The organism is Streptomyces sp. JW3, assembly GCF_052216785.1.
In the GTDB taxonomy this organism is placed as follows: Bacteria; Actinomycetota; Actinomycetes; order Streptomycetales; family Streptomycetaceae; genus Streptomyces.
In genome coordinates this window covers 117,034-134,091 of record NZ_JBQOUX010000004.1, presented here as the reverse complement: position 1 = coordinate 134,091, position 17,058 = coordinate 117,034, and the positions used below count along the sequence as shown (strand labels likewise).

Here is a 17,058-nt window from a genome sequence, read left to right as displayed (position 1 = left end):
CGTCCGGGCGGCCCTCCCTCGCGTCCGGGCCCGGGTCAGCCGCTCGCGGCCAGGAACTGGGTCGCCGCCAGCTCCGCGTACAGCGGGTCGGCGGCCACCAGTTCCCGGTGGGTGCCGACCGCGCGGACCCGGCCCGCGTCCATCACCACGATCCGGTCGGCCATCGTCACCGTGGACAGCCGGTGGGCGACGACCAGCACCGTGGTGGTCCGGGCCACGTCCGCCACCGTGTCGCGCAGCGCCGCCTCGTTCACCGCGTCCAGTTGCGAGGTCGCCTCGTCGAGCAGCAGCAGCCGGGGGCGGCGCAGCAGCGCCCGGGCGATGGCGACCCGCTGCCGCTCACCGCCGGACAGCTTGGTGCCGCGGTGTCCGACCAGCGTGCCGAGCCCGTCGGGCAGCCGGGCGACCAGCCCGTCCAGGCGGGTCGTCTTCACCACCCGGGCGACCGCGTCGTCGTCCACCTCCGGGTTGCCGAGCAGCAGGTTGTCCCGCAGGGAACCGGACAGCACCGGCGCGTCCTGCTCGACGTACCCGATCGCGGACCGCAGCGCCGCCAGGTCCCAGTCGGCCAGGTCCCGGCCGTCCACCGTGATGGTGCCGGACTCGGGGTCGTAGAACCGCTCGACGAGGGAGAACACGGTGGTCTTGCCCGCGCCGGACGGGCCGACGAAGGCCGTCATGCCGCGGGCGGGCACGGCGAACGTCACGCCGTGGTGGACGTACGGCAGGTCGTCGGCGTAGCGGAAGCGGACGTCGTGGAAGGCGACGGTGGCCGGTTCGGTGCCGGGGGAGGGCAGCGGGGCGGCGCGCGGCGCCGGCTCGGCGGGCAGGCTCAGCGCCTCCTGGATGCGCAGCAGGGCCGCCGCGCCCGTCTGGTACTGGGTGACCGCGCCGATGACCTGCTGGAGCGGGGAGATCAGGAAGAACACGTACAGCAGGAACGCGACCAGGGTGCCGATGTCGATCGCGCCGGTGGCGACCCGCGCGCCGCCCACCGCGAGGACGGTGATGAAGGCGATCTGGAGGGCGAGCCCCGCCGTGTTGCCCGCCGCCGCCGACCACTTGGCGGCCCGCACGCTCTGCCGCCAGGACTCCTCGGCCGCCTCGTGCAGGGCGCGTTCCTCGCGGTGCTCGGCGCCCGACGCCTTGACCGTGCGCAGCGCGCCGAGCACCCGTTCCAGCGCGGCGCCCATCAGGCCCACCGCCTGCTGGGCCTGTTTGCTGGCCCGGTTGATCCGCGGCGCGATCAGCCCGATCACCACGCCCGCGCCGACGATCACCGCCAGGGTGACGCCGAGCAGCACGGCGTCGACCAGCCCCATCATCACGACCGTGGCGAGCAGGGTGAGTCCGCCGGTGGCCAGACCCACCAGGGACTCGGAGGTGACCGTGCGCAGCAGGGTGGTGTCCGAGGTGATCCGGGCCATCAGATCGCCGGGCTCGGTACGGTCCACGGCGGTGATCCGCAGCCGCAGCAGATACGAGGACAGGGCGCGCCGCGCGCCGAGCACCACCGACTCGGCGGTGCGCCGCAGCACGTACGAACCCAGCGCGCCCACCACCGCGTTGACGATCACCAGCGCCGACATGGCGAGCAGCGCGCCGGCGATGGCCCGGTCGTGCGACAGGTCGTCGATCAGTTCGCGGGCGACCAGCGGCAGCAGCAGTCCGGTGACCCCGGTGAGCAGCGTCAGCACGGCGCCACCGAGCAGGGTCCACCGGTGCGGCCGTATGTAGCTCAGCAGCAGCCGCCAGGGAGGCGGGCCGGTCTCCTCTGCGATGACGCTCACGGTGCTCCTTCGGGAGGTCGGCGGGACGACTCAGGTTACGTCGGCGGCGCCGTGCCGAGGGCTTGCGGCTAGGGTCGGCAGGGATACCACCCTGGCCGAACCGCCGAAAGCAAGGAGTCAGCACCATGGCGCAGGAAGTACGCGGCGTGATCGCACCGGGCAAGGACCAGCCGGTGCGGATCGAGACGATCGTCGTGCCCGATCCCGGCCCCGGCGAGGCCGTGGTCCGGATCCAGGCCTGCGGCGTGTGCCACACCGACCTGCACTACAAGCAGGGCGGCATCAGCGACGACTACCCGTTCCTGCTCGGCCACGAGGCCGCGGGCGTGGTCGAGTCGGTCGGCGCGGGCGTCACCGACGTGGCCCCGGGTGACTTCGTGATCCTCAACTGGCGTGCCGTGTGCGGCAAGTGCCGGGCCTGTCTGCGCGGTCGGCCCTGGTACTGCTTCGACACCCACAACGCCGAGCAGAAGATGACCCTCGCCTCCACCGGGCAGGAGCTCTCCCCGGCGCTCGGCATCGGCGCCTTCGCCGAGAAGACGCTGGTCGCGGCCGGACAGTGCACCAAGGTCGACCCGGCCGTCGCGCCGGAGGTGGCCGGGCTGCTCGGCTGCGGGGTGATGGCCGGCCTCGGCGCCGCCATCAACACCGGCAACGTGGGCCGCGGCGACACCGTCGCGGTCATCGGCTGCGGCGGGGTCGGGGACGCGGCGATCGCCGGGTCGCACCTGGCGGGCGCCTCGAAGGTGATCGCCGTGGACATCGACGACCGCAAGCTGGCGACCGCCCGCGCGATGGGCGCCACCCACACCGTCAACTCCCGCGGCACCGACCCGGTCGAGGCGATCCGCGAGCTGACCGGCGGCTTCGGCGCCGACGTGGTCATCGAGGCGGTCGGCCGCCCGGAGACGTACCGGCAGGCGTTCTACGCCCGCGATCTGGCCGGCACGGTCGTCCTGGTCGGCGTTCCGACGCCCGAGATGAAGCTGGAGCTGCCGTTGCTGGACGTCTTCGGCCGCGGCGGTGCCCTGAAGTCGTCGTGGTACGGCGACTGTCTGCCGTCCCGGGACTTCCCGATGCTGATCGACCTGCACCTCCAGGGCCGGCTGGACCTGGCCAAGTTCGTCACCGAGACGATCCGGCTGGCCGAGGTGGAGCAGGCGTTCGAGCGGATGCACGGCGGCGACGTGCTGCGTTCGGTGGTGGTCCTCTGATGGCCACCCGTATCGAACTCGTCACCACCTCCGGGCAGTTCAGCCTGGACGGCGGCACCTGGGACGTCGACAACAACGTGTGGCTGGTCGGCGACGACCAGGAGGTGGTCGTCATCGACGCCGCGCACGACGCCGACGCGATCCTGGCGGCCGTCGGGGACCGCCGGCTCACCGCCGTCGTCTGCACCCACGCCCACAACGACCACGTCAACGCCGCGCCCGCGCTCGCCGAGCGCACCGGCGCGGTGATCTGGCTGCACCCCGACGACCTCCCGCTGTGGCGGCAGACCCACCCCGACCGGGAACCCGACGGCCGGCTCGCCGACGGCCAGGTGATCGAGGCGGCCGGCGCCGACCTGACCGTGCTGCACACGCCGGGGCACGCGCCCGGCGCGGTGTGCCTGTACGACCCCGGGCTCGGTGCCGTCTTCACCGGGGACACCCTCTTCCAGGGCGGTCCCGGCGCCACCGGCCGGTCCTTCTCGCACTTCCCGACGATCATCGACTCGATCCGCGACCGGCTGCTGACGCTGCCGCCCGAGACGAAAGTCCTCACCGGCCACGGCGCCGCCACCAGCATCGGCGCGGAGGCTCCGGGGCTGGACGAGTGGATCAAGCGCGGGCACTGAGGGACCTCGCCGGCAAGCGCCCATAAAGGCGACAGAAGATGTCCGGCTTCCGGGGAATCCTCGGCGGGAACGCACGAGGATTCCCCGAAGAGAACGGAACACCGGACATGGCAGCACCACTCGCGGGCCGGGTCGCCCTCGTCGCCGGGGCGACCCGGGGCGCCGGACGCGGCATCGCCGTCGAACTCGGCGCGGCCGGCGCCACCGTCTACGTCACCGGCCGCAGCACCCGCGCCCGGCGCTCCGAGTACGACCGCCCCGAGACCATCGAGGACACCGCCGACCTGGTCACCGCGGCCGGCGGCCGGGGCATCGCGGTCCCCGTCGACCACCTGGAACCGGACCAGGTCGCGGCCCTCGTCGACCGGATCGGCACGGAACAGGGCCGCCTGGACGTCCTGGTCAACGACATCTGGGGCGGCGAAAACCTGTTCGAGTGGGAGGTGCCGGTCTGGGAACACGACCTGGACCGCGGCCTGCGGCTGCTCCGCCTCGCCGTCGAGACCCACGCCGTGACCAGCCACCACGCCCTGCCCCTGCTGCTGCGCCGGCCCGGCGGCCTGGTCGTCGAGGTCACCGACGGCACCGCCGAGTACAACCGCGACCACTACCGGGTCTCCTTCTTCTACGACCTCGCCAAGACAGCCGTACTGCGGATGGCCTTCGCCCTGGGCCATGAACTCGGCCCCCGAGGTGCCACCGCGCTGGCCCTCACCCCCGGCTGGCTCCGCTCGGAGATCATGCTCGACCACTTCGGCGTACGGGAGGAGAACTGGCGCGACGCCCTGCCGGCCACCCCCCACTTCGCCATCTCGGAGACACCCCGCTACGTCGGCCGCGCCGTCACCGCGCTCGCCGCCGACCCGGACGTGGCCCGCCACAACGGCCGCTCCCGCTCCAGCGGCGGCCTCGCCCGGGAGTACGGCTTCACCGACCTGGACGGCAGCCGCCCCGACGCCTGGCGCTACCTCACCGAGGTCCAGGACCGGGACCGGCCGGCGGACGTCACGGGATACCGCTGACGGGCGACGCACCGCGCTGACCTGCCGCCTCGGCCCCGGATGTGAACTCCCGCACAGCGAGCGGCATATGACGTGACCAGAGACACGGTCCGGTATGTCCGTTTAGCTCGCGATTACTCACGGTGCCTTCACGTGCCGGGCCGTATGCTTCACAGCATGTCCACCACTGTTGATCCTTCCTCCGAGCGATCGGCTGCCGAGGTCAACGAGGAGATCCGGGCCCTGTGGCACCGGTCGGGCGGGACGCTGAGCGGCGAGCAGCGCGAGGAGTACCAGCGGCTCGTCCTGGAGTGGGCCGCCGCGGCCCCGCATCCGGTCAAGGCGGCCTGACCGCCACTCTCCCGGCCGCTTCTCGGCAACGCATCGCGGCTTCCGTCCGGGGCACCCCCACCGGATGGGAGCCCTTCTCGCACTGGCCTCGGCCGTCTGCTACGGCCTCGTCGACTTCGCGGGCGGCCTGCTCTCCCGCCGGGTCCATCACGTCACCGTCTCCTTCCTCGGCCAGGCCGGCGGGCTGCTGCTCGCCGGCCTGGCCGCGCTCCTGGTCACCGCGCCGGCGCCGGACCGCGCCGACCTGCTGTGGGGCGCGCTGTCCGGCCTCGGCAGCGGCACCGCGATGCTCTTTCTCAACCGGGGTCTGAGCCGCGGCACGATGAGCGTCGTGGTGCCGGTGAGCGCCGTCACCGGCGTCGCGCTGTCCGTGCTGTGCGGGGTCCTCGTCCTCGGCGACCGGCCCGGTACCGTGGCCTGGGCGGGCATCGTCGTCACGGTGCCCGCGCTGTGGCTGGTGTCGGGCGGCGACGGCGGTGGCCGCGGTCCCGCCGTGACCGACGGGCTCCTGGCCAGTGCCGGGGTCGCCGTGCAGTACCTCGCCCTCGGGCAGGCCGGTCCCGGCAGCGGCCTGTGGCCGGTGGCCGCCGGCCGGGTCGCCGCCGTGCTCCTGCTCCTGCCGGCCGTCGCCCGGCACCCGAAACGGCTGCGGACGTCGCCGCGCCGGGGCGCCGAGGCGCTGCTGATCGGCGCGGGCGCCGCCCTCGGCCTGATCCTCTACCTCCTCGCCGCGCAGCGGCAGTTGCTGGCCGTCGCCGTCGTCCTCGCCTCGCTCTACCCCGCACTGCCGGTCCTGCTCGGACTCGCTCTCCTGCACGAACGGCTCACCCGGCGGCAGACGGCCGGCCTGATCGGCGCGGCGGCGGCCACCGTGCTGCTCACCCTGGGGTGACGACCGGGCTCAGCCAAGGGTTCCTGGGACGACCGGGCTCAGCTCCAGGTCGCCGAGTAGCGGCGCCGGTACGCCTTGCGGTCGTGCTCGGTGCGGATCCAGCGGGCGGCGACCCACATCAGCAGACTGCCGGCGGCCACCAGCAGGCCCGGCCCCACGGTCTCGCGGTCGGTGAGGCGGGCCAGCAGCGTCGAGGCGTCGGTGCCCGGCAGCGCCGCCGTCCCGCCCGGCGCGGACGCCCCCGACGCCGCCGGCGCGGCGGACGCGGCCGCCCCGGAAGCGGCCGGGGCATCGCCGAGCAGCCGCACCCCGAGCGACTCCAGCGCCTCCGGCACCGGCTGGAAGAACGTCGTACCGCCCTTGGCGCAGTCACCGTTGCCGCCCGACGTGATGCCGAGCGCCACCCCCTCCGAGAACAGCGGGCCGCCGCTGTCCCCGGCCTCCGCGCACACATCGGTCTCGATGAGGCCGGTGACCGTCCCCTCCGGATAGTTCACCGTCGCGTCCACCGCCGTCACCCGGCCGTCCCGCAGCCCGCTGGTACTGCCGCTGCGGAACACCCGCTGACCCACCGCCGCCTCCCCGACGCCGGTGATCCGCACCGCCTTGCCGTCGCCCACCGCCACCACGTCACCGCCGTCGCCCGCGTCGCCGTTCGCGTACTCCACCAGCGAGAAGTCGTCACCGGGGAAGCTCCCGGCGACCGTCGGCCCGACCTCGCGGCCGTCGGCGAACCACACCGATCCGGTCGGCCCGCAGTGCCCGGCCGTCAGGATGAAGTCGGTCCTGCCGTCGGTCACGTTGAACCCGGCCGAGCAGCGCCCCGCCGTCGACAGGATGGGCTGCGCCCCGTTGACCCGCGGGGTGAAGGCGCCCTCGGTGCGCTCCGTGCGGACGAAGCCGCCGAACTCCCGCGCCGCGTCCGTCACCCTCGACCAGTCGCCCGGCGAGACGGTGCTGTCACCCCGTACCACCACCTCGTTCGACCGGTAGTCCACGGTCCACGCGGTCCCGGCCACCCGGGGCAGCGAACGCAGGCTCGCGGTCGCCGACTTCAGCTCGCGCATGCTGTGCGGCACGCGTTTCGCGGTGGCGCCCGCACGACGGACCTCGGCGGCCGTCGCGGCGTCGGTGACCGCGACCACCGGCCGCCCGTCCGCCCCGATCCAGTGCCCCGCGGTACGCGACGCCCCGAGCCGGGCCACGAGTTCGGCCGCGCCCTCGGCCCGGCCGGCGGCGGGTTCGTCCGCGACCGCCGTGGTCACCATCGTCCCCCCGAGCAGCAGGCCGCCGACGGCCGCCAGCCGTACCGCTCGCCGGACGATGCGTCGTCGTGCATGGCTCATACGTGCTCTCCCGAGGCCGGAGCGGCGCGGTCGCCCCTCCATACGTCCGTGGGACCGGCGGCGTTCAGCCCGTATCTTCTGGGCCATGACCGGTGAACCGAACCCCCTGCGCGCCCTCACCCTCGACCACCTGCGGCGCCGTACGAGCATGAAGTGGCGCACCTACCCCGCCGACGTACTGCCGCTGTGGGTGGCCGAGATGGACGTGCCGCTCGCCGCGCCCGTGGTGCGCGCCGTCACCGAGGCGATGGAACTGGGCGACACCGGCTACCCCGCCGGCACCGCCTACGCCGAGGCCCTGGCCGGGTTCGCCGGCCGGCGGTGGGAGTGGGACGGGCTCGACGTGCGGCGGACCGCCGTCGTGCCCGACGTCATGCTGGGCGTGGTCGAGATGCTCAAACTGGTCACCGGGCCGGGCGACCCGGTGGTCGTCAACCCGCCGGTGTACCCGCCGTTCTACCAGTTCGTCACGCACCTGGACCGCCGGGTCGTCGAGGCCCCGCTCGGCCCGGACCTGCGCCTGGACCTCGGCGCGCTGGAGGACGCCTTCCGGCGGTGCGCGGCGGCCGGCTTCCGCGCCGCCTACCTGCTGTGCAGTCCGCACAACCCCACCGGCACCGTGCACACCGCCGAGGAGCTGACCGCCGTCGCGGCGCTCGCCGAGCGGTACGGGGTGCGGGTCGTCGCCGACGAGATCCACGCCCCGGTGGTCTCGCCGGCCGCGCGGTTCGTGCCGTACCTGAGCGTGCCCGGCGCCGACCGCGGCCTGTCGCTGATGTCGGCGTCCAAGGGCTGGAACCTGGCCGGCCTCAAGGCCGCGCTGGCCGTGGCCGGCCCGGGAGCGGCGGCCGACCTGGCCCGGATGCCCGAGGAGGTCGGGCACGGACCGAGCCACGTCGGGGTGCTCGCCCACACCGCCGCGCTGCGCGACGGCACCGCCTGGCTGGACGCCCTGCGCACCGGGCTCGACGCCAACCGGCGGTTGGTGACCACGCTGCTGGCCGAGCGGCTGCCCGGCGTCGTGCACCACCCGGGGGAGGCCACCTTCCTCGCCTGGCTGGACTGCCGCACGCTCGGCCTCGGCGCCGACCCGGCCGAGGTGTTCCTGCGGCGCGGCCGGGTGGCCGTCAACTCCGGCCTCCCGTTCGGCACCGGCGGCGCCGGGCACGTACGGCTCAACCTGGCGACGTCCCCGGAGGTGCTCACCGAGGCGGTGCGCCGGATGGCGTCCGCCCTGTCCTGAACGCGTCGGCCGAGCGGGGCGGCACCCTCGTGGGGGACGGCGCCGGCGCCTAGACTGCCCGACCATGGACGAGGCGTCACTGGCCCGGCTCGGCGCGGGCCGCTATCTGCTGTTCACCAGCTACCGGAAGAACGGCACCCCGGTCGCCACCCCGGTGTGGGTGGTGCGCGACGGGGACGCGCTCGGGGTCTGGACGGTCGCCGGCTCCTGGAAGGTGAAGCGGGTCCGGCACCGCGCCGAGGTCCTGGTCGGCCCCTGTGACGTGCGCGGCAACCCGACCGGCGACCTGATCCCCGCGGCCGCGGAGATCTGCGACGCGGCGACCACCGCCCGCTACCGGAAGCTGATCGCCCGCAAGTACGGGATCAGCGGCCGGCTGGTCCTCCTCGGCAGCCGGCTGCGCCGCGGCCCGAGCGGCACCGTGGGCATCCGGGTCACCCTCACGCCCCGGGCCGGCACCGGTACCTGACGGTCACTCAGGTCCAGGCCCGGTAGGGCTCGTCGACGAGCTGGAAGACCGGCTCGCCGCGCACCGGGTCCTTGGCCGTGGACAGCCGCACCCGGTCCCCGCTGTGGATGCCCAGCGGCGGGCCCATGACCCGGCCGCGCAGCACGAAACCCTCCGTCATCTCTATCAGCGACACATTGCGGGTCGCCGGGGTGTTGCGGTGCACCACCGTGGAGTGCCGCACCGTCCCGGTGCCCGCGCTGCGCTCCGTACGCAGCTCGCTGCCCCGGCACACCGGACACAGCACCCGGTGGTACATGGCGGTTCCGCACCAGGTGCAGCGCTGGAAGACGAGGGCGTCCGTGACCGGGGCGGCGGCTTCGAGCACCCCTGCCGCGGGGCCGGCGGTCTGCTGGGCGACGCTTCCTGAGTGGTGGTGGTACACGCTGGTCAACTCCCTGCGCTCGGCCGGAAAGCCGCGTGCGCCGTCCCCGGGCACGCGTGTGCGCGGTCCCTGGTGCCACCGTGCACGACAGCAGAGTATGGCACTCAGTGTCAGCAGTAAAGGCACTCCGTATCATTCACTTGTCGCGCGCCACCGAAACCGCGCGCCACCGAACGCGTGCGCCGCCGAACCCGCTCGCCACCGAACCCGTGCGCCACCGAACCGCCGCGGTCGGCCGCGTGGTCAGCCCCGGCCGAGCGCGGACTCCAGTTCCCGCACCACCCGCCACAGCGGTGCGTCCCGCCGGGCGACGACCACCACCACGTCCTCGGCACCCGCCACGGCGGGCGGCGCGGGCGAGGGGCCGGTGCCGAAGGCCGTCTGCACGTACCCCAGCGCGTGGTCCACCGCCGCGCCCGCGTCGTCCACGCCGTCCGAACGCAGCCAGCCGCGCAGCGCGTTGTTGTGCGCCGCGACCACCGACGCGGCGATCACATCGGCCCGCAGCGTCCCGTCCGGGCGGCCGGCGAACCGGCCGCGCAGATAGGCGGCGAGGGTCCGCTCGTAGCGCCACACCACCGACAGTTCGTACGCGCGCAGCCCGGGGACCCGCTTGGTCAGCCGGTAGCGCTGCACCGAGAAGGACGGGTTCTCGGCGTACATCCGCAGCACCAGCCGGGCCGCGTCGCAGACCCGGCGCACCGGTTCGGCGTCGGCGGGGGAGGCGTCGAGGAAGGCGGTCATGTCGGCCAGGCACCGCTCGTGGTCCGGGAAGACCACGTCCTCCTTGGACGGGAAGTAGCGGAAGAACGACCGCCGTCCGACCCCGGCCAGCGCCACGATGTCGTCGACGGTGGTCTGTTCGTAGCCCCGCTCCAAGAACAGCCGGAAGGCCGCCGCGACCAGGGCCTCGCGCATCGGCGGCCGCCCGGCGCGGCGCGGCGGCGCACTGCTGGGGTTCATGGACGCCGAACGTAGCACCTGACCGGCCGCGATGGCACTCGGTGCAGCCAACGGAGGAACTGAGTGCTCTCGCGGCGGGCGGTCACTTACGATCGGACCCAGTCGTCCCCGAAGAGCCCCGGAGTCGCGCATGCCGGCCGCCCGCCCCCGCCTCCTGTACGTCACCGACCTGGCCTACCGGGCCGGCGGGCGGCGGTATTGCGACGAGGACATCTTCCTCACGGCCCGGCTGCGCACGGAGTTCGACCTGGCGCTGTGCCATCCGCGGGACGCCGCGTCGCTGATGGACGCCTTCGACGCCGTAGTGATCCGCAACAGCGGCCCGGTGCTGACGTACCCGCGGGCCTACGCCGACTTCCGCGCGCGGGCGGCCGAGCGCGGGACCCGCGTCTACAACGAGCTCACCGGCCGGGCCGACATGGCCGGCAAGCGGTACCTGACGGAGCTGACCGAGGCCGGCTACCCGGTCATCCCGACCGCGGCCGCGGCGGACGGCCCGCACCGGCTGCCCGCGGCCGACCGCTACGTCCTCAAGCCCGCCCTCGGCGCCGACTCGGTGGGATTGCGGACCGTCCCGGCGGACCAGGTGCTCGCCGCGCTGAAGACCGAGGCCGCGGCGGCGGGGGGCCTCCTCGTCCAGCCGCACATCGACTTCACCTACGAGGTCTCCTTCTACTTCGTCGACCAGGACTTCCAGTACGCCCTGTACGCCCCGCGCCCCGACCGGCGCTGGGAACTGGCGCCCTACCGGCCCACCTCGGCCGACCTGGTGTTCGCCCGGCGCTTCATCGACTGGAACACCCTCGGGCACGGCATCCAGCGGGTCGACGCCTGCCGGGCACCCGGTGGCGAACTGCTGCTGGTGGAGCTGGAGGACCTCAACCCGTACCTGTCCCTGGACGCGCTCGACGACGCCCGCCAGGACGCCTTCGTCGCGGCGTTCACGCGGTCGCTGCACCGGTTTCTGGCGGCCTGATCGCGGTAGTCGGACGTACATGGCGCAGCACACGGTGGACTTGGACGCGTTTCTCGGCCGGCTCGATCCCGACCTGTGCGTGGTGACGGCCGCGGCGGGCGGGGAGCGGGCCGGCTGCCTGGTCGGCTTCGCCTCCCAGTGCTCGCTGCGGCCGGTGCGGTTCGCGGTCTGGCTGTCCGAGGTCAACCGGACCTACGAGGTGGCCCGCGCGGCGGAGTTCCTCGCCGTCCATCTGCTCGCCCGCCACCAGCGGGACCTGGCGGAGCTGTTCGGCGGCCGGACCGGTCACCGCACGGACAAGTTCCGCGACGTCCGGTGGCGCGAGGGGCCCGGCGGCGCCGTGGTCCTGACGGACGCCGAGGCGTGGTTCGTCGGGCGGATCGTGCGCCGGGCCGACGGGGGCGACCACGTCGCCTTCGTCCTCGACCCGGTCGAGTGCGGCGGGCGGGCGGCGAAGGAGCGGCCGCTGCTGCGGCAGCGGGACGCCGGAGGCATCCACCCCGGTCACCCGGTGGACTGACCGGCACCGCCCGCCGGTCCCCGGCCGCCGCCTCCGCGTGCCGCTCAAGCGGCCTCGTCCGGCGCTCGGACGGCCAGGACCCTCAAGCGGCCTCGTCCGGAACCCGGACGTCCAGGACGCAGACGTCGTCCCGGCGCTCCTCCCCTTCCAGCAGCGTGGCCAGCAGCGGGCCCAGCGAGTCCGGAGTGTCCGTGACGGACGCCGCGGCGGCCTTCGCGAGCCGCTCCAGGCCCCGGTCGATGTTCTCCGGCGGCCGCTCGACCAGGCCGTCGGTGTACAGGACGAGCCGGTCGCCCGGCCGCAGCACGCACTCCGCCTCCTCGAACGCCGGGGACGGCGTCGCGCCGAGCAGCATGCCGCGCGGCCGGTCGAGGTAGCGCGCCGTGCCGTCGCGCACCAGCAGCGGCGGCAGATGGCCCGCCTGCGCCCACACCAGCCGGTGCCGGGCGCGCTCGTAGCGGGCCAGCACCAGGGTCGCGGTGCCGTGGGTGTCCCGGGAGTGCAGCAGCAGCGTGTTGAGCCGGGTCAGCGCACCGGTCAGCGACGACCCGGTGATGACCATGCCCTTGGCGGTGAACCGCAGCTGGGCCATCGTGGCGACCGCGTCCACGCCGTGCCCGGCGACGTCGCCGACCACCAGCAGCGCGTCGCCGTCCGGGAGTTCGATCGCGCTGAACCAGTCACCGCCGACGTGCACCCCCGACTGCGCGGGCAGGTAGGAGACTTCGACGCGCAGCCCGGCCAGCCGCAGCCGCCCCTTGGGCAGCGGGAGCAGCGCGTGCTGGAGCTGGGCGGCCAGGGCCCGCTCGGCCCGCAGCACGTCGTGCTGGCTCAGCATCGCCCGCTCGCTCTCGACCAGGGCGAGCTCGACCCGGCGCCGGGCGGTCAGGTCCTGCACGAATCCGTGCACCTCGATGGGGGTGCCGTCGGCGTCCGTGGCCGCCTCGGCGGCGATGCGCAGGTGCCGGACGCCGACCGGGGTCCGGGTGCGGAACGGCACGTCGCACGGCCGGCCCTCGGCCACCAGCTCCCGCACGGCCCGGGCCAGCGCCGGCCGGTCCTCCGGCAGGCACAGCCCGGGCAGCTCGGTGAGCCGGACCGGGCCCAGGGCGTGGTCCCGTCCGAAGATGGCGAAGACCTGGGTGGACCAGCCGGCCTCGTGGGTGACCAGGTTCCAGTTGACCCAGCCGAGATTGCCCAGCCGTTGCAGGTCCGCCAGCCGCTGCTCCTGCCGGTCGGAGCTGCCGTGGCGCAGCCAGGTGAGCACCAGCCCGCCGCCCAGCGGCGCCACCCGGACGGAGTACGTGGCCAGCTCGGCGGTGCCCGCCACCACGTCCTGGTGCGCGAACGGCTCGCCCTCGTACGGCCGGCCGGTGGTCAGCGCCTCCAGGCAGGCCGGCCACAGCGGCTCGCCCGCCAGCGCCGGGAAGCACTCCAGGAACCGCCGGCCGACCAGTTCCGGCCCGGTGCGGCCGGTGGCCCGGCCGGCCGGTTCGGTGGCGGCGTCGATGCGGTAGTCCTGGACCTCCCCGGCCGGCGACCGCAGCGGGGTGAGCAGCATCGCCCCGACCGGCAGCGCGTCGAACACCCGCTGTACGGCGTCGGCGTCCCCGGCCGGCTCCTGGCGGGCGCCGAAGGCGCGCAGCCGGCCGGCGCACAGCCCGGCGACGGCGAGCAGGCGTTCCCGGTCGTCGGGCGGGAAGGCGCCGCCGCGCCGGCGCAGCACACCGAGGCAGAAGCCGGGCGCCTGCCCGTCGGGCACCGGCAGCCAGGCCCGCGACCGCCAGCGCTCCGGCGGGTCGCCGATCAGCAGGTACCGCTCCCGGTCGCGGTCGAAGTCCTCCAGCCAGCGCGGCTCGCCGGCGCGCAGGGCGTCCGGCGCGGCCAGACCGCTGACCGGGGGCAGCCGCTGCCACTGGGCGGCCAGCGCCTCCTCGACACCGGCCTGCCCGACCAGTTCCAGCGCGCCCGAGGGCAGGCGGGCGTAGAGCAGGACGGCGTCGGCGGCGGTCTCGGGGCCGAGGTGTTCCAGCAGGCAGCGGGTCAGCTCCTGCGGGGAGGCGACGCGGACCAAGGCACGGGCGAGGCGGGCGAGGGCGGCCGGGACGTCGTCCGGGGCGGGGGACGCCGCCGGGACTCCGGGAACGGTGGAGCCGGACGCCGGACCGCCCGACGGGCCGGCCACGGCCAGCTCCGGGGTCCGGTCGGAGCCGGGGACCGCCGGGCCCAGCGTGCCGAGGGTGATCCAGCACTCCTCCAGCAGCGTGCGGCGCCGCGCCTTGGCCCGCTGGAGCAGTGCCTCGCGCGCCGCGTCGGCCGAGCAGCCGCGCAGGGCCATCTCCACGCCCTTGGCCCGCTCCAGAACGGCCGAGGTCGCGGCCAGGTCGCGCAGCCGGTCCATCTCGGCGCGCTGTCTGGCGACGACCTTGGCCAGGGTGGCCAGATCCGGCGTGGCGTGCTCGCTCGTCACGTCACGAGCATCGCACACCGGGCCGTGTTCGTTGACCCGCTCGGGGCCCGGCGCCGGCGCCCGGCCCCGGCGCCCGGCCCCGGTCCGGGCCCGGTGGCCGGGCTGTGACTCCCGTGCGGGTACGGGCGGCACGGGACCGGTGGAACAGTCGCCGGGACTCCGGGCCGGAGCGCCTCAGCGGCCGCCGTCGTCGGTGAGGGCCGTCGTGACCGCGCGGACGCTGCGTGCGATGTGCTGCAACTGACCGATCTCCGCCGCGTACAGCTTGATCGTGTGCTCGATGACGGACTCGGGCAGACCGAGTCGCGGCAGGTCGGCCCGGGCGCTCTGGAGCGCGGTGCGGGCGACCCGGATCTCCTGCTGCACCTGGAGGTGCGCGTGGCGGGCGAGCAGCACCGGGTGACGGATCAGGGCGGGGTAGCCGGCGTAGCGGGCCGGCACCAGCTCGCGCAGCCACCTGACGGCCGAGCGCTCCCAGTCGTAGCTGCCGGGGGGCTTGACCTGGCACGGCCAGTCCGGGCCGGTGCGCGTGGACGTCAGGGACATGCGAGCAGTATTTATATATGCCGTTCGGTTTTCAAGGAGTATGAAAACATTCATGCGAGTCGGTTCCCGCGGTCCTGCGGAAAATCAGTCGCCCAGGAAGAACCGGTGCTCCTCGGCGAGCTGCTCGTACGCCTCCAGCCGCGCCTGGGTCCGCTCCGGGTCGGCGTCGGTCATGGCCTGGAGCAGTGCCGCGCACAGCACCCCGGTGGCGGCGTAGGAGTCGAAGACCAGCCGGGACCCGGTGCCGGTGGCGAAGGCGACGTCCGCCTCGTCGACCACCGGCCCGAGCGCCAGGTCGGTGACGAGTGCGACCCTCAGCCCGGCCCGCCGCGCCACCCGCACCGCGTGCAGCGTCTCCCGGGCGTGCCGGGGCATGGAGAACGCCAGTACCCAGGTGCCGCCGGCCTCCCGCGACTGGAGCAGGGCGTCGTAGGCGACGCTGCCGCCGCGCGTCACCAGCCGCACGTCGGGGTGGATGCGGCGGGCGGCGTAGGCGAAGTACTCGGCGTGCGAGACGGAGATGCGCAGCCCGAGCACGGTCAGCGGCATCGACTCGGACAGCGCGCGGCCGGTGTCGATCACCGCGTGCGGGTCGGCGAAGTCGCGCCGCAGGTTCTCCAGGTTCTCGATCTCGGCGTCCACCGCGGCCTGGAGCTCGTTGCCGCGGTACTCCTCGGCGGGGCCGCCGCGCGCGGCCAGCGTCAGCGACTGGAGCCGCTCGCGCAGCGCGGGGTACCCCGTGAAACCGACCGCCGAGGCGAACCGGGTCACCGAGGGCTGGCTGACCCCCACCCGGTCGGCGAGGTCGGTGATCGACAGGAAGGCCGCCTCGGTGAGGTTCTCGATCAGGTACTGGGCGATGCGGCGCTGCCCGGGGGAGAGCCGGGGCCGGTCGAACAACGTCCTCAGCCGGGACGCCGGGGAGAGCTCCGGCTCCGGGGCGGCCGGTGTCGAGGTGATCGCTGACGCCTGGGCGCGGGCCTGCTGCGGCGATGGCACCGGAGCGCCTCCTTCGTCTTCCGAGGGCCCCTCCCGAGGACCTCTCCCGAGGAAGGTTCAACATAGCCCAGGGATAGCCGCGCCCGGTCCGGGAACCCGCTGCCTCGTCACACCCCGTACGACCGACGAGGAGCCGTGCCATGACCGTCCCCGAAGAGAACCGGCCGAAGACCGACACGACCGACGAGGTCCTCGAACGGGGCAGCCGCGAGGGCGACGCCCCGCACCAGGCCGGGGCGACCGGCCGCACGATGCGCGAGGCGCTGGAGGAGGCGCACGTCCGCCCCGACGACTACGACGAGAAGTGACCGCGCGTTCCCCGCGTACCGCTTCGCACCCCACATCGGCAGGTGAGACCGCATGGGCGCACTGAGCGCTCTGGAAGAAGCCCTGGAAAGCCGCTGGGCGGCGGTGTGGGCGAGGGTCCTGGACAAGGAACCCGTGGAACTCCTGGACGCGCTGCGCACCGAGTGCGACAGCAACGCCGTGGTCTGCGCCGCGGGCCGCGTCCTGGTGCCCAACGCCTACGACGTCGCCCTCGCCGACGAGGTCCACGACGAACTGACCCGCCGCGGCGGCCGGGTGGGCCAGGCGATCACCGACAGCCTGGCCCGGCACGCCGAGCGGCAGGGCTACGAGTGGGCGGGCCCCCTCGCGGTGCACATCGCCAGGTCCGCCGACCTGCCCAACGGCCGCTACAGCGTGACCAGCCGGGTCATGCCGCACGTCAGCGCGGCGGCGTTCCCGCACGCGGGCTGACAACGACGCCTGCCACCGGCGGCCCCGGCACCCCCACGCGCCTGCGGGGTGCGGCGACCGGACGGAAGCCCCGAGCGCGGGTGGTGCGGCACTGCGCGGGGGGCACGCCCTCGGCCGCTCTCGACGCCGCGCCCCCGGCCGGGGACGCCCCTCCGCCGTGCCCGGCGCAGCGCCCCCTGCGGAGGCGCGCGCACCACCGCCCCCCGTCACCCGCCCCGCGAGGCGGCCCGCCGTCACGCCGTGGTGTCGAGCCCGGTGCCGGTCTCGGCCTGCGGAGGCGCGCGAACTACCGCCCCCCGTCACCCGCCCCGCGAGGCGACCCGCCGTCGCGCCGTGGTGTCGAGCCCGGTGCCGGTCTCGGCCTGCGGAGGCGCGCGCACCACCGCCCCCCGTCACCCGCCCCGCGAGGCGGCCCGCCGTCACGCCGTGGTGCCGAGCCCGGTGCCGGTCTCGGCCTGCGGAGGCG

Annotated in this window: 18 protein-coding genes; 11 read left to right on the top strand and 7 right to left on the bottom strand. The window is 74.7% G+C overall.

Going from position 1 to position 17,058, the window contains the following annotated elements:
• Positions 1-35 precede the first annotated feature (35 nt).
• Positions 36-1,790, bottom strand: a complete 1,755-nt coding sequence (locus ACTT8P_RS03565) for an ABC transporter ATP-binding protein (RefSeq protein ID WP_442830028.1) — start codon at positions 1,788-1,790, stop codon at positions 36-38.
• Between the two features lie 125 nt (positions 1,791-1,915).
• Here ACTT8P_RS03565 and ACTT8P_RS03560 point away from each other — a divergent pair, with 125 nt between their 5' ends.
• From ACTT8P_RS03560 to ACTT8P_RS03540, 5 genes are all read left to right on the top strand, one after another.
• Positions 1,916-3,004, top strand: coding sequence for an S-(hydroxymethyl)mycothiol dehydrogenase (locus ACTT8P_RS03560; RefSeq protein WP_442830027.1), 1,089 nt, complete (start codon positions 1,916-1,918; stop codon positions 3,002-3,004).
• Positions 3,004-3,633, top strand: a complete 630-nt coding sequence (locus tag ACTT8P_RS03555; RefSeq protein ID WP_442830026.1) for an MBL fold metallo-hydrolase — start codon at positions 3,004-3,006, stop codon at positions 3,631-3,633. The genes ACTT8P_RS03560 and ACTT8P_RS03555 overlap by 1 nt, the downstream gene beginning before the upstream one ends.
• 107 nt (positions 3,634-3,740) lie before the next feature.
• Positions 3,741-4,655 carry an SDR family oxidoreductase gene (locus ACTT8P_RS03550; protein ID WP_442830025.1) on the top strand — a complete coding sequence of 305 codons (915 nt, stop codon included), beginning with the start codon at positions 3,741-3,743 and terminating at the stop codon, positions 4,653-4,655.
• Between the two features lie 144 nt (positions 4,656-4,799).
• A complete protein-coding gene (locus ACTT8P_RS03545; RefSeq protein WP_442830024.1) occupies positions 4,800-4,985 on the top strand; it encodes a hypothetical protein in 186 nt (61 codons plus the stop codon).
• 64 nt (positions 4,986-5,049) lie between these two features.
• Positions 5,050-5,877, top strand: coding sequence for an EamA family transporter (locus tag ACTT8P_RS03540; protein ID WP_442830023.1), 828 nt, complete (start codon positions 5,050-5,052; stop codon positions 5,875-5,877).
• Positions 5,878-5,915: 38 nt separating this feature from the next.
• On the opposite strand, the gene ACTT8P_RS03535 is transcribed toward ACTT8P_RS03540, so the two are convergent.
• A complete protein-coding gene (locus ACTT8P_RS03535) occupies positions 5,916-7,223 on the bottom strand; it encodes a S1 family peptidase (RefSeq protein ID WP_442830022.1) in 1,308 nt (435 codons plus the stop codon).
• 85 nt (positions 7,224-7,308) lie between these two features.
• Between ACTT8P_RS03535 and ACTT8P_RS03530 the strand changes: the two genes are divergently transcribed.
• Both ACTT8P_RS03530 and ACTT8P_RS03525 read left to right on the top strand, forming a co-directional pair.
• On the top strand, positions 7,309-8,466 hold the full coding sequence (locus ACTT8P_RS03530; RefSeq protein WP_442830021.1) for a MalY/PatB family protein: 1,158 nt from the start codon (positions 7,309-7,311) through the stop codon (positions 8,464-8,466).
• Positions 8,467-8,530: 64 nt separating this feature from the next.
• Entirely contained in the window at positions 8,531-8,935 is a 405-nt protein-coding gene (locus ACTT8P_RS03525; protein WP_442830020.1) for a PPOX class F420-dependent oxidoreductase, read from the top strand.
• Between the two features lie 7 nt (positions 8,936-8,942).
• Here ACTT8P_RS03525 and ACTT8P_RS03520 read toward each other — a convergent pair whose 3' ends face one another.
• Together ACTT8P_RS03520 and ACTT8P_RS03515 are read right to left on the bottom strand one after the other, a co-directional pair.
• Positions 8,943-9,359, bottom strand: a complete 417-nt coding sequence (locus ACTT8P_RS03520; protein ID WP_442830019.1) for a Zn-ribbon domain-containing OB-fold protein — start codon at positions 9,357-9,359, stop codon at positions 8,943-8,945.
• A gap of 243 nt (positions 9,360-9,602) precedes the next feature.
• On the bottom strand, positions 9,603-10,322 hold the full coding sequence (locus tag ACTT8P_RS03515) for a TetR family transcriptional regulator (RefSeq protein ID WP_442830018.1): 720 nt from the start codon (positions 10,320-10,322) through the stop codon (positions 9,603-9,605).
• A 130-nt stretch (positions 10,323-10,452) separates the two neighbouring features.
• On the opposite strand from ACTT8P_RS03515, the gene ACTT8P_RS03510 reads away from it, so the two are divergent.
• The gene (locus ACTT8P_RS03510; protein WP_442830017.1) at positions 10,453-11,298 is read left to right on the top strand and encodes a hypothetical protein; all 846 of its coding nucleotides are present in this window, start codon (positions 10,453-10,455) and stop codon (positions 11,296-11,298) included.
• A gap of 19 nt (positions 11,299-11,317) precedes the next feature.
• Entirely contained in the window at positions 11,318-11,818 is a 501-nt protein-coding gene (locus ACTT8P_RS03505; RefSeq protein WP_442830016.1) for a flavin reductase family protein, read from the top strand.
• A gap of 82 nt (positions 11,819-11,900) precedes the next feature.
• Here ACTT8P_RS03505 and ACTT8P_RS03500 read toward each other — a convergent pair whose 3' ends face one another.
• From ACTT8P_RS03500 to ACTT8P_RS03490, 3 genes are all read right to left on the bottom strand, one after another.
• Positions 11,901-14,219: a SpoIIE family protein phosphatase gene (locus tag ACTT8P_RS03500; protein WP_442830034.1), complete on the bottom strand. Its 2,319-nt coding sequence runs from the start codon at positions 14,217-14,219 to the stop codon at positions 11,901-11,903.
• A gap of 243 nt (positions 14,220-14,462) precedes the next feature.
• A complete protein-coding gene (locus ACTT8P_RS03495) occupies positions 14,463-14,834 on the bottom strand; it encodes a hypothetical protein (protein ID WP_361175748.1) in 372 nt (123 codons plus the stop codon).
• Between the two features lie 84 nt (positions 14,835-14,918).
• The gene (locus ACTT8P_RS03490; RefSeq protein ID WP_442830015.1) at positions 14,919-15,833 is read right to left on the bottom strand and encodes a MurR/RpiR family transcriptional regulator; all 915 of its coding nucleotides are present in this window, start codon (positions 15,831-15,833) and stop codon (positions 14,919-14,921) included.
• A 140-nt stretch (positions 15,834-15,973) separates the two neighbouring features.
• Between ACTT8P_RS03490 and ACTT8P_RS03485 the strand changes: the two genes are divergently transcribed.
• Both ACTT8P_RS03485 and ACTT8P_RS03480 read left to right on the top strand, forming a co-directional pair.
• Positions 15,974-16,141 (top strand): hypothetical protein, encoded by a 168-nt coding sequence (locus ACTT8P_RS03485; RefSeq protein ID WP_442830014.1) that lies wholly within the window; start codon positions 15,974-15,976, stop codon positions 16,139-16,141.
• A gap of 52 nt (positions 16,142-16,193) precedes the next feature.
• Positions 16,194-16,592 (top strand): DUF3662 domain-containing protein, encoded by a 399-nt coding sequence (locus ACTT8P_RS03480; RefSeq protein WP_442830013.1) that lies wholly within the window; start codon positions 16,194-16,196, stop codon positions 16,590-16,592.
• Positions 16,593-17,058: the final 466 nt, after the last annotated feature.

Bases quoted from the DNA above. Each gene is read 5' to 3' on its own strand.
- ACTT8P_RS03500 (WP_442830034.1), bottom strand. From the start codon at position 14,219: ATGGACCGGCTGCGCGACCTGGCCGCGACCTCGGCCGTTCTGGAGCGG.
- ACTT8P_RS03555 (WP_442830026.1), top strand. From the start codon at position 3,004: ATGGCCACCCGTATCGAACTCGTCACCACCTCCGGGCAGTTCAGCCTG.
- ACTT8P_RS03530 (WP_442830021.1), top strand. From the start codon at position 7,309: ATGACCGGTGAACCGAACCCCCTGCGCGCCCTCACCCTCGACCACCTG.
- ACTT8P_RS03495 (WP_361175748.1), bottom strand. From the start codon at position 14,834: ATGTCCCTGACGTCCACGCGCACCGGCCCGGACTGGCCGTGCCAGGTC.
- ACTT8P_RS03525 (WP_442830020.1), top strand. From the start codon at position 8,531: ATGGACGAGGCGTCACTGGCCCGGCTCGGCGCGGGCCGCTATCTGCTG.
- ACTT8P_RS03540 (WP_442830023.1), top strand. From the start codon at position 5,050: ATGGGAGCCCTTCTCGCACTGGCCTCGGCCGTCTGCTACGGCCTCGTC.
- ACTT8P_RS03550 (WP_442830025.1), top strand. From the start codon at position 3,741: ATGGCAGCACCACTCGCGGGCCGGGTCGCCCTCGTCGCCGGGGCGACC.
- ACTT8P_RS03510 (WP_442830017.1), top strand. From the start codon at position 10,453: ATGCCGGCCGCCCGCCCCCGCCTCCTGTACGTCACCGACCTGGCCTAC.
- ACTT8P_RS03480 (WP_442830013.1), top strand. From the start codon at position 16,194: ATGGGCGCACTGAGCGCTCTGGAAGAAGCCCTGGAAAGCCGCTGGGCG.
- ACTT8P_RS03560 (WP_442830027.1), top strand. From the start codon at position 1,916: ATGGCGCAGGAAGTACGCGGCGTGATCGCACCGGGCAAGGACCAGCCG.
- ACTT8P_RS03505 (WP_442830016.1), top strand. From the start codon at position 11,318: ATGGCGCAGCACACGGTGGACTTGGACGCGTTTCTCGGCCGGCTCGAT.
- ACTT8P_RS03545 (WP_442830024.1), top strand. From the start codon at position 4,800: ATGCTTCACAGCATGTCCACCACTGTTGATCCTTCCTCCGAGCGATCG.
- ACTT8P_RS03485 (WP_442830014.1), top strand. From the start codon at position 15,974: ATGACCGTCCCCGAAGAGAACCGGCCGAAGACCGACACGACCGACGAG.
- ACTT8P_RS03515 (WP_442830018.1), bottom strand. From the start codon at position 10,322: ATGAACCCCAGCAGTGCGCCGCCGCGCCGCGCCGGGCGGCCGCCGATG.
- ACTT8P_RS03535 (WP_442830022.1), bottom strand. From the start codon at position 7,223: ATGAGCCATGCACGACGACGCATCGTCCGGCGAGCGGTACGGCTGGCG.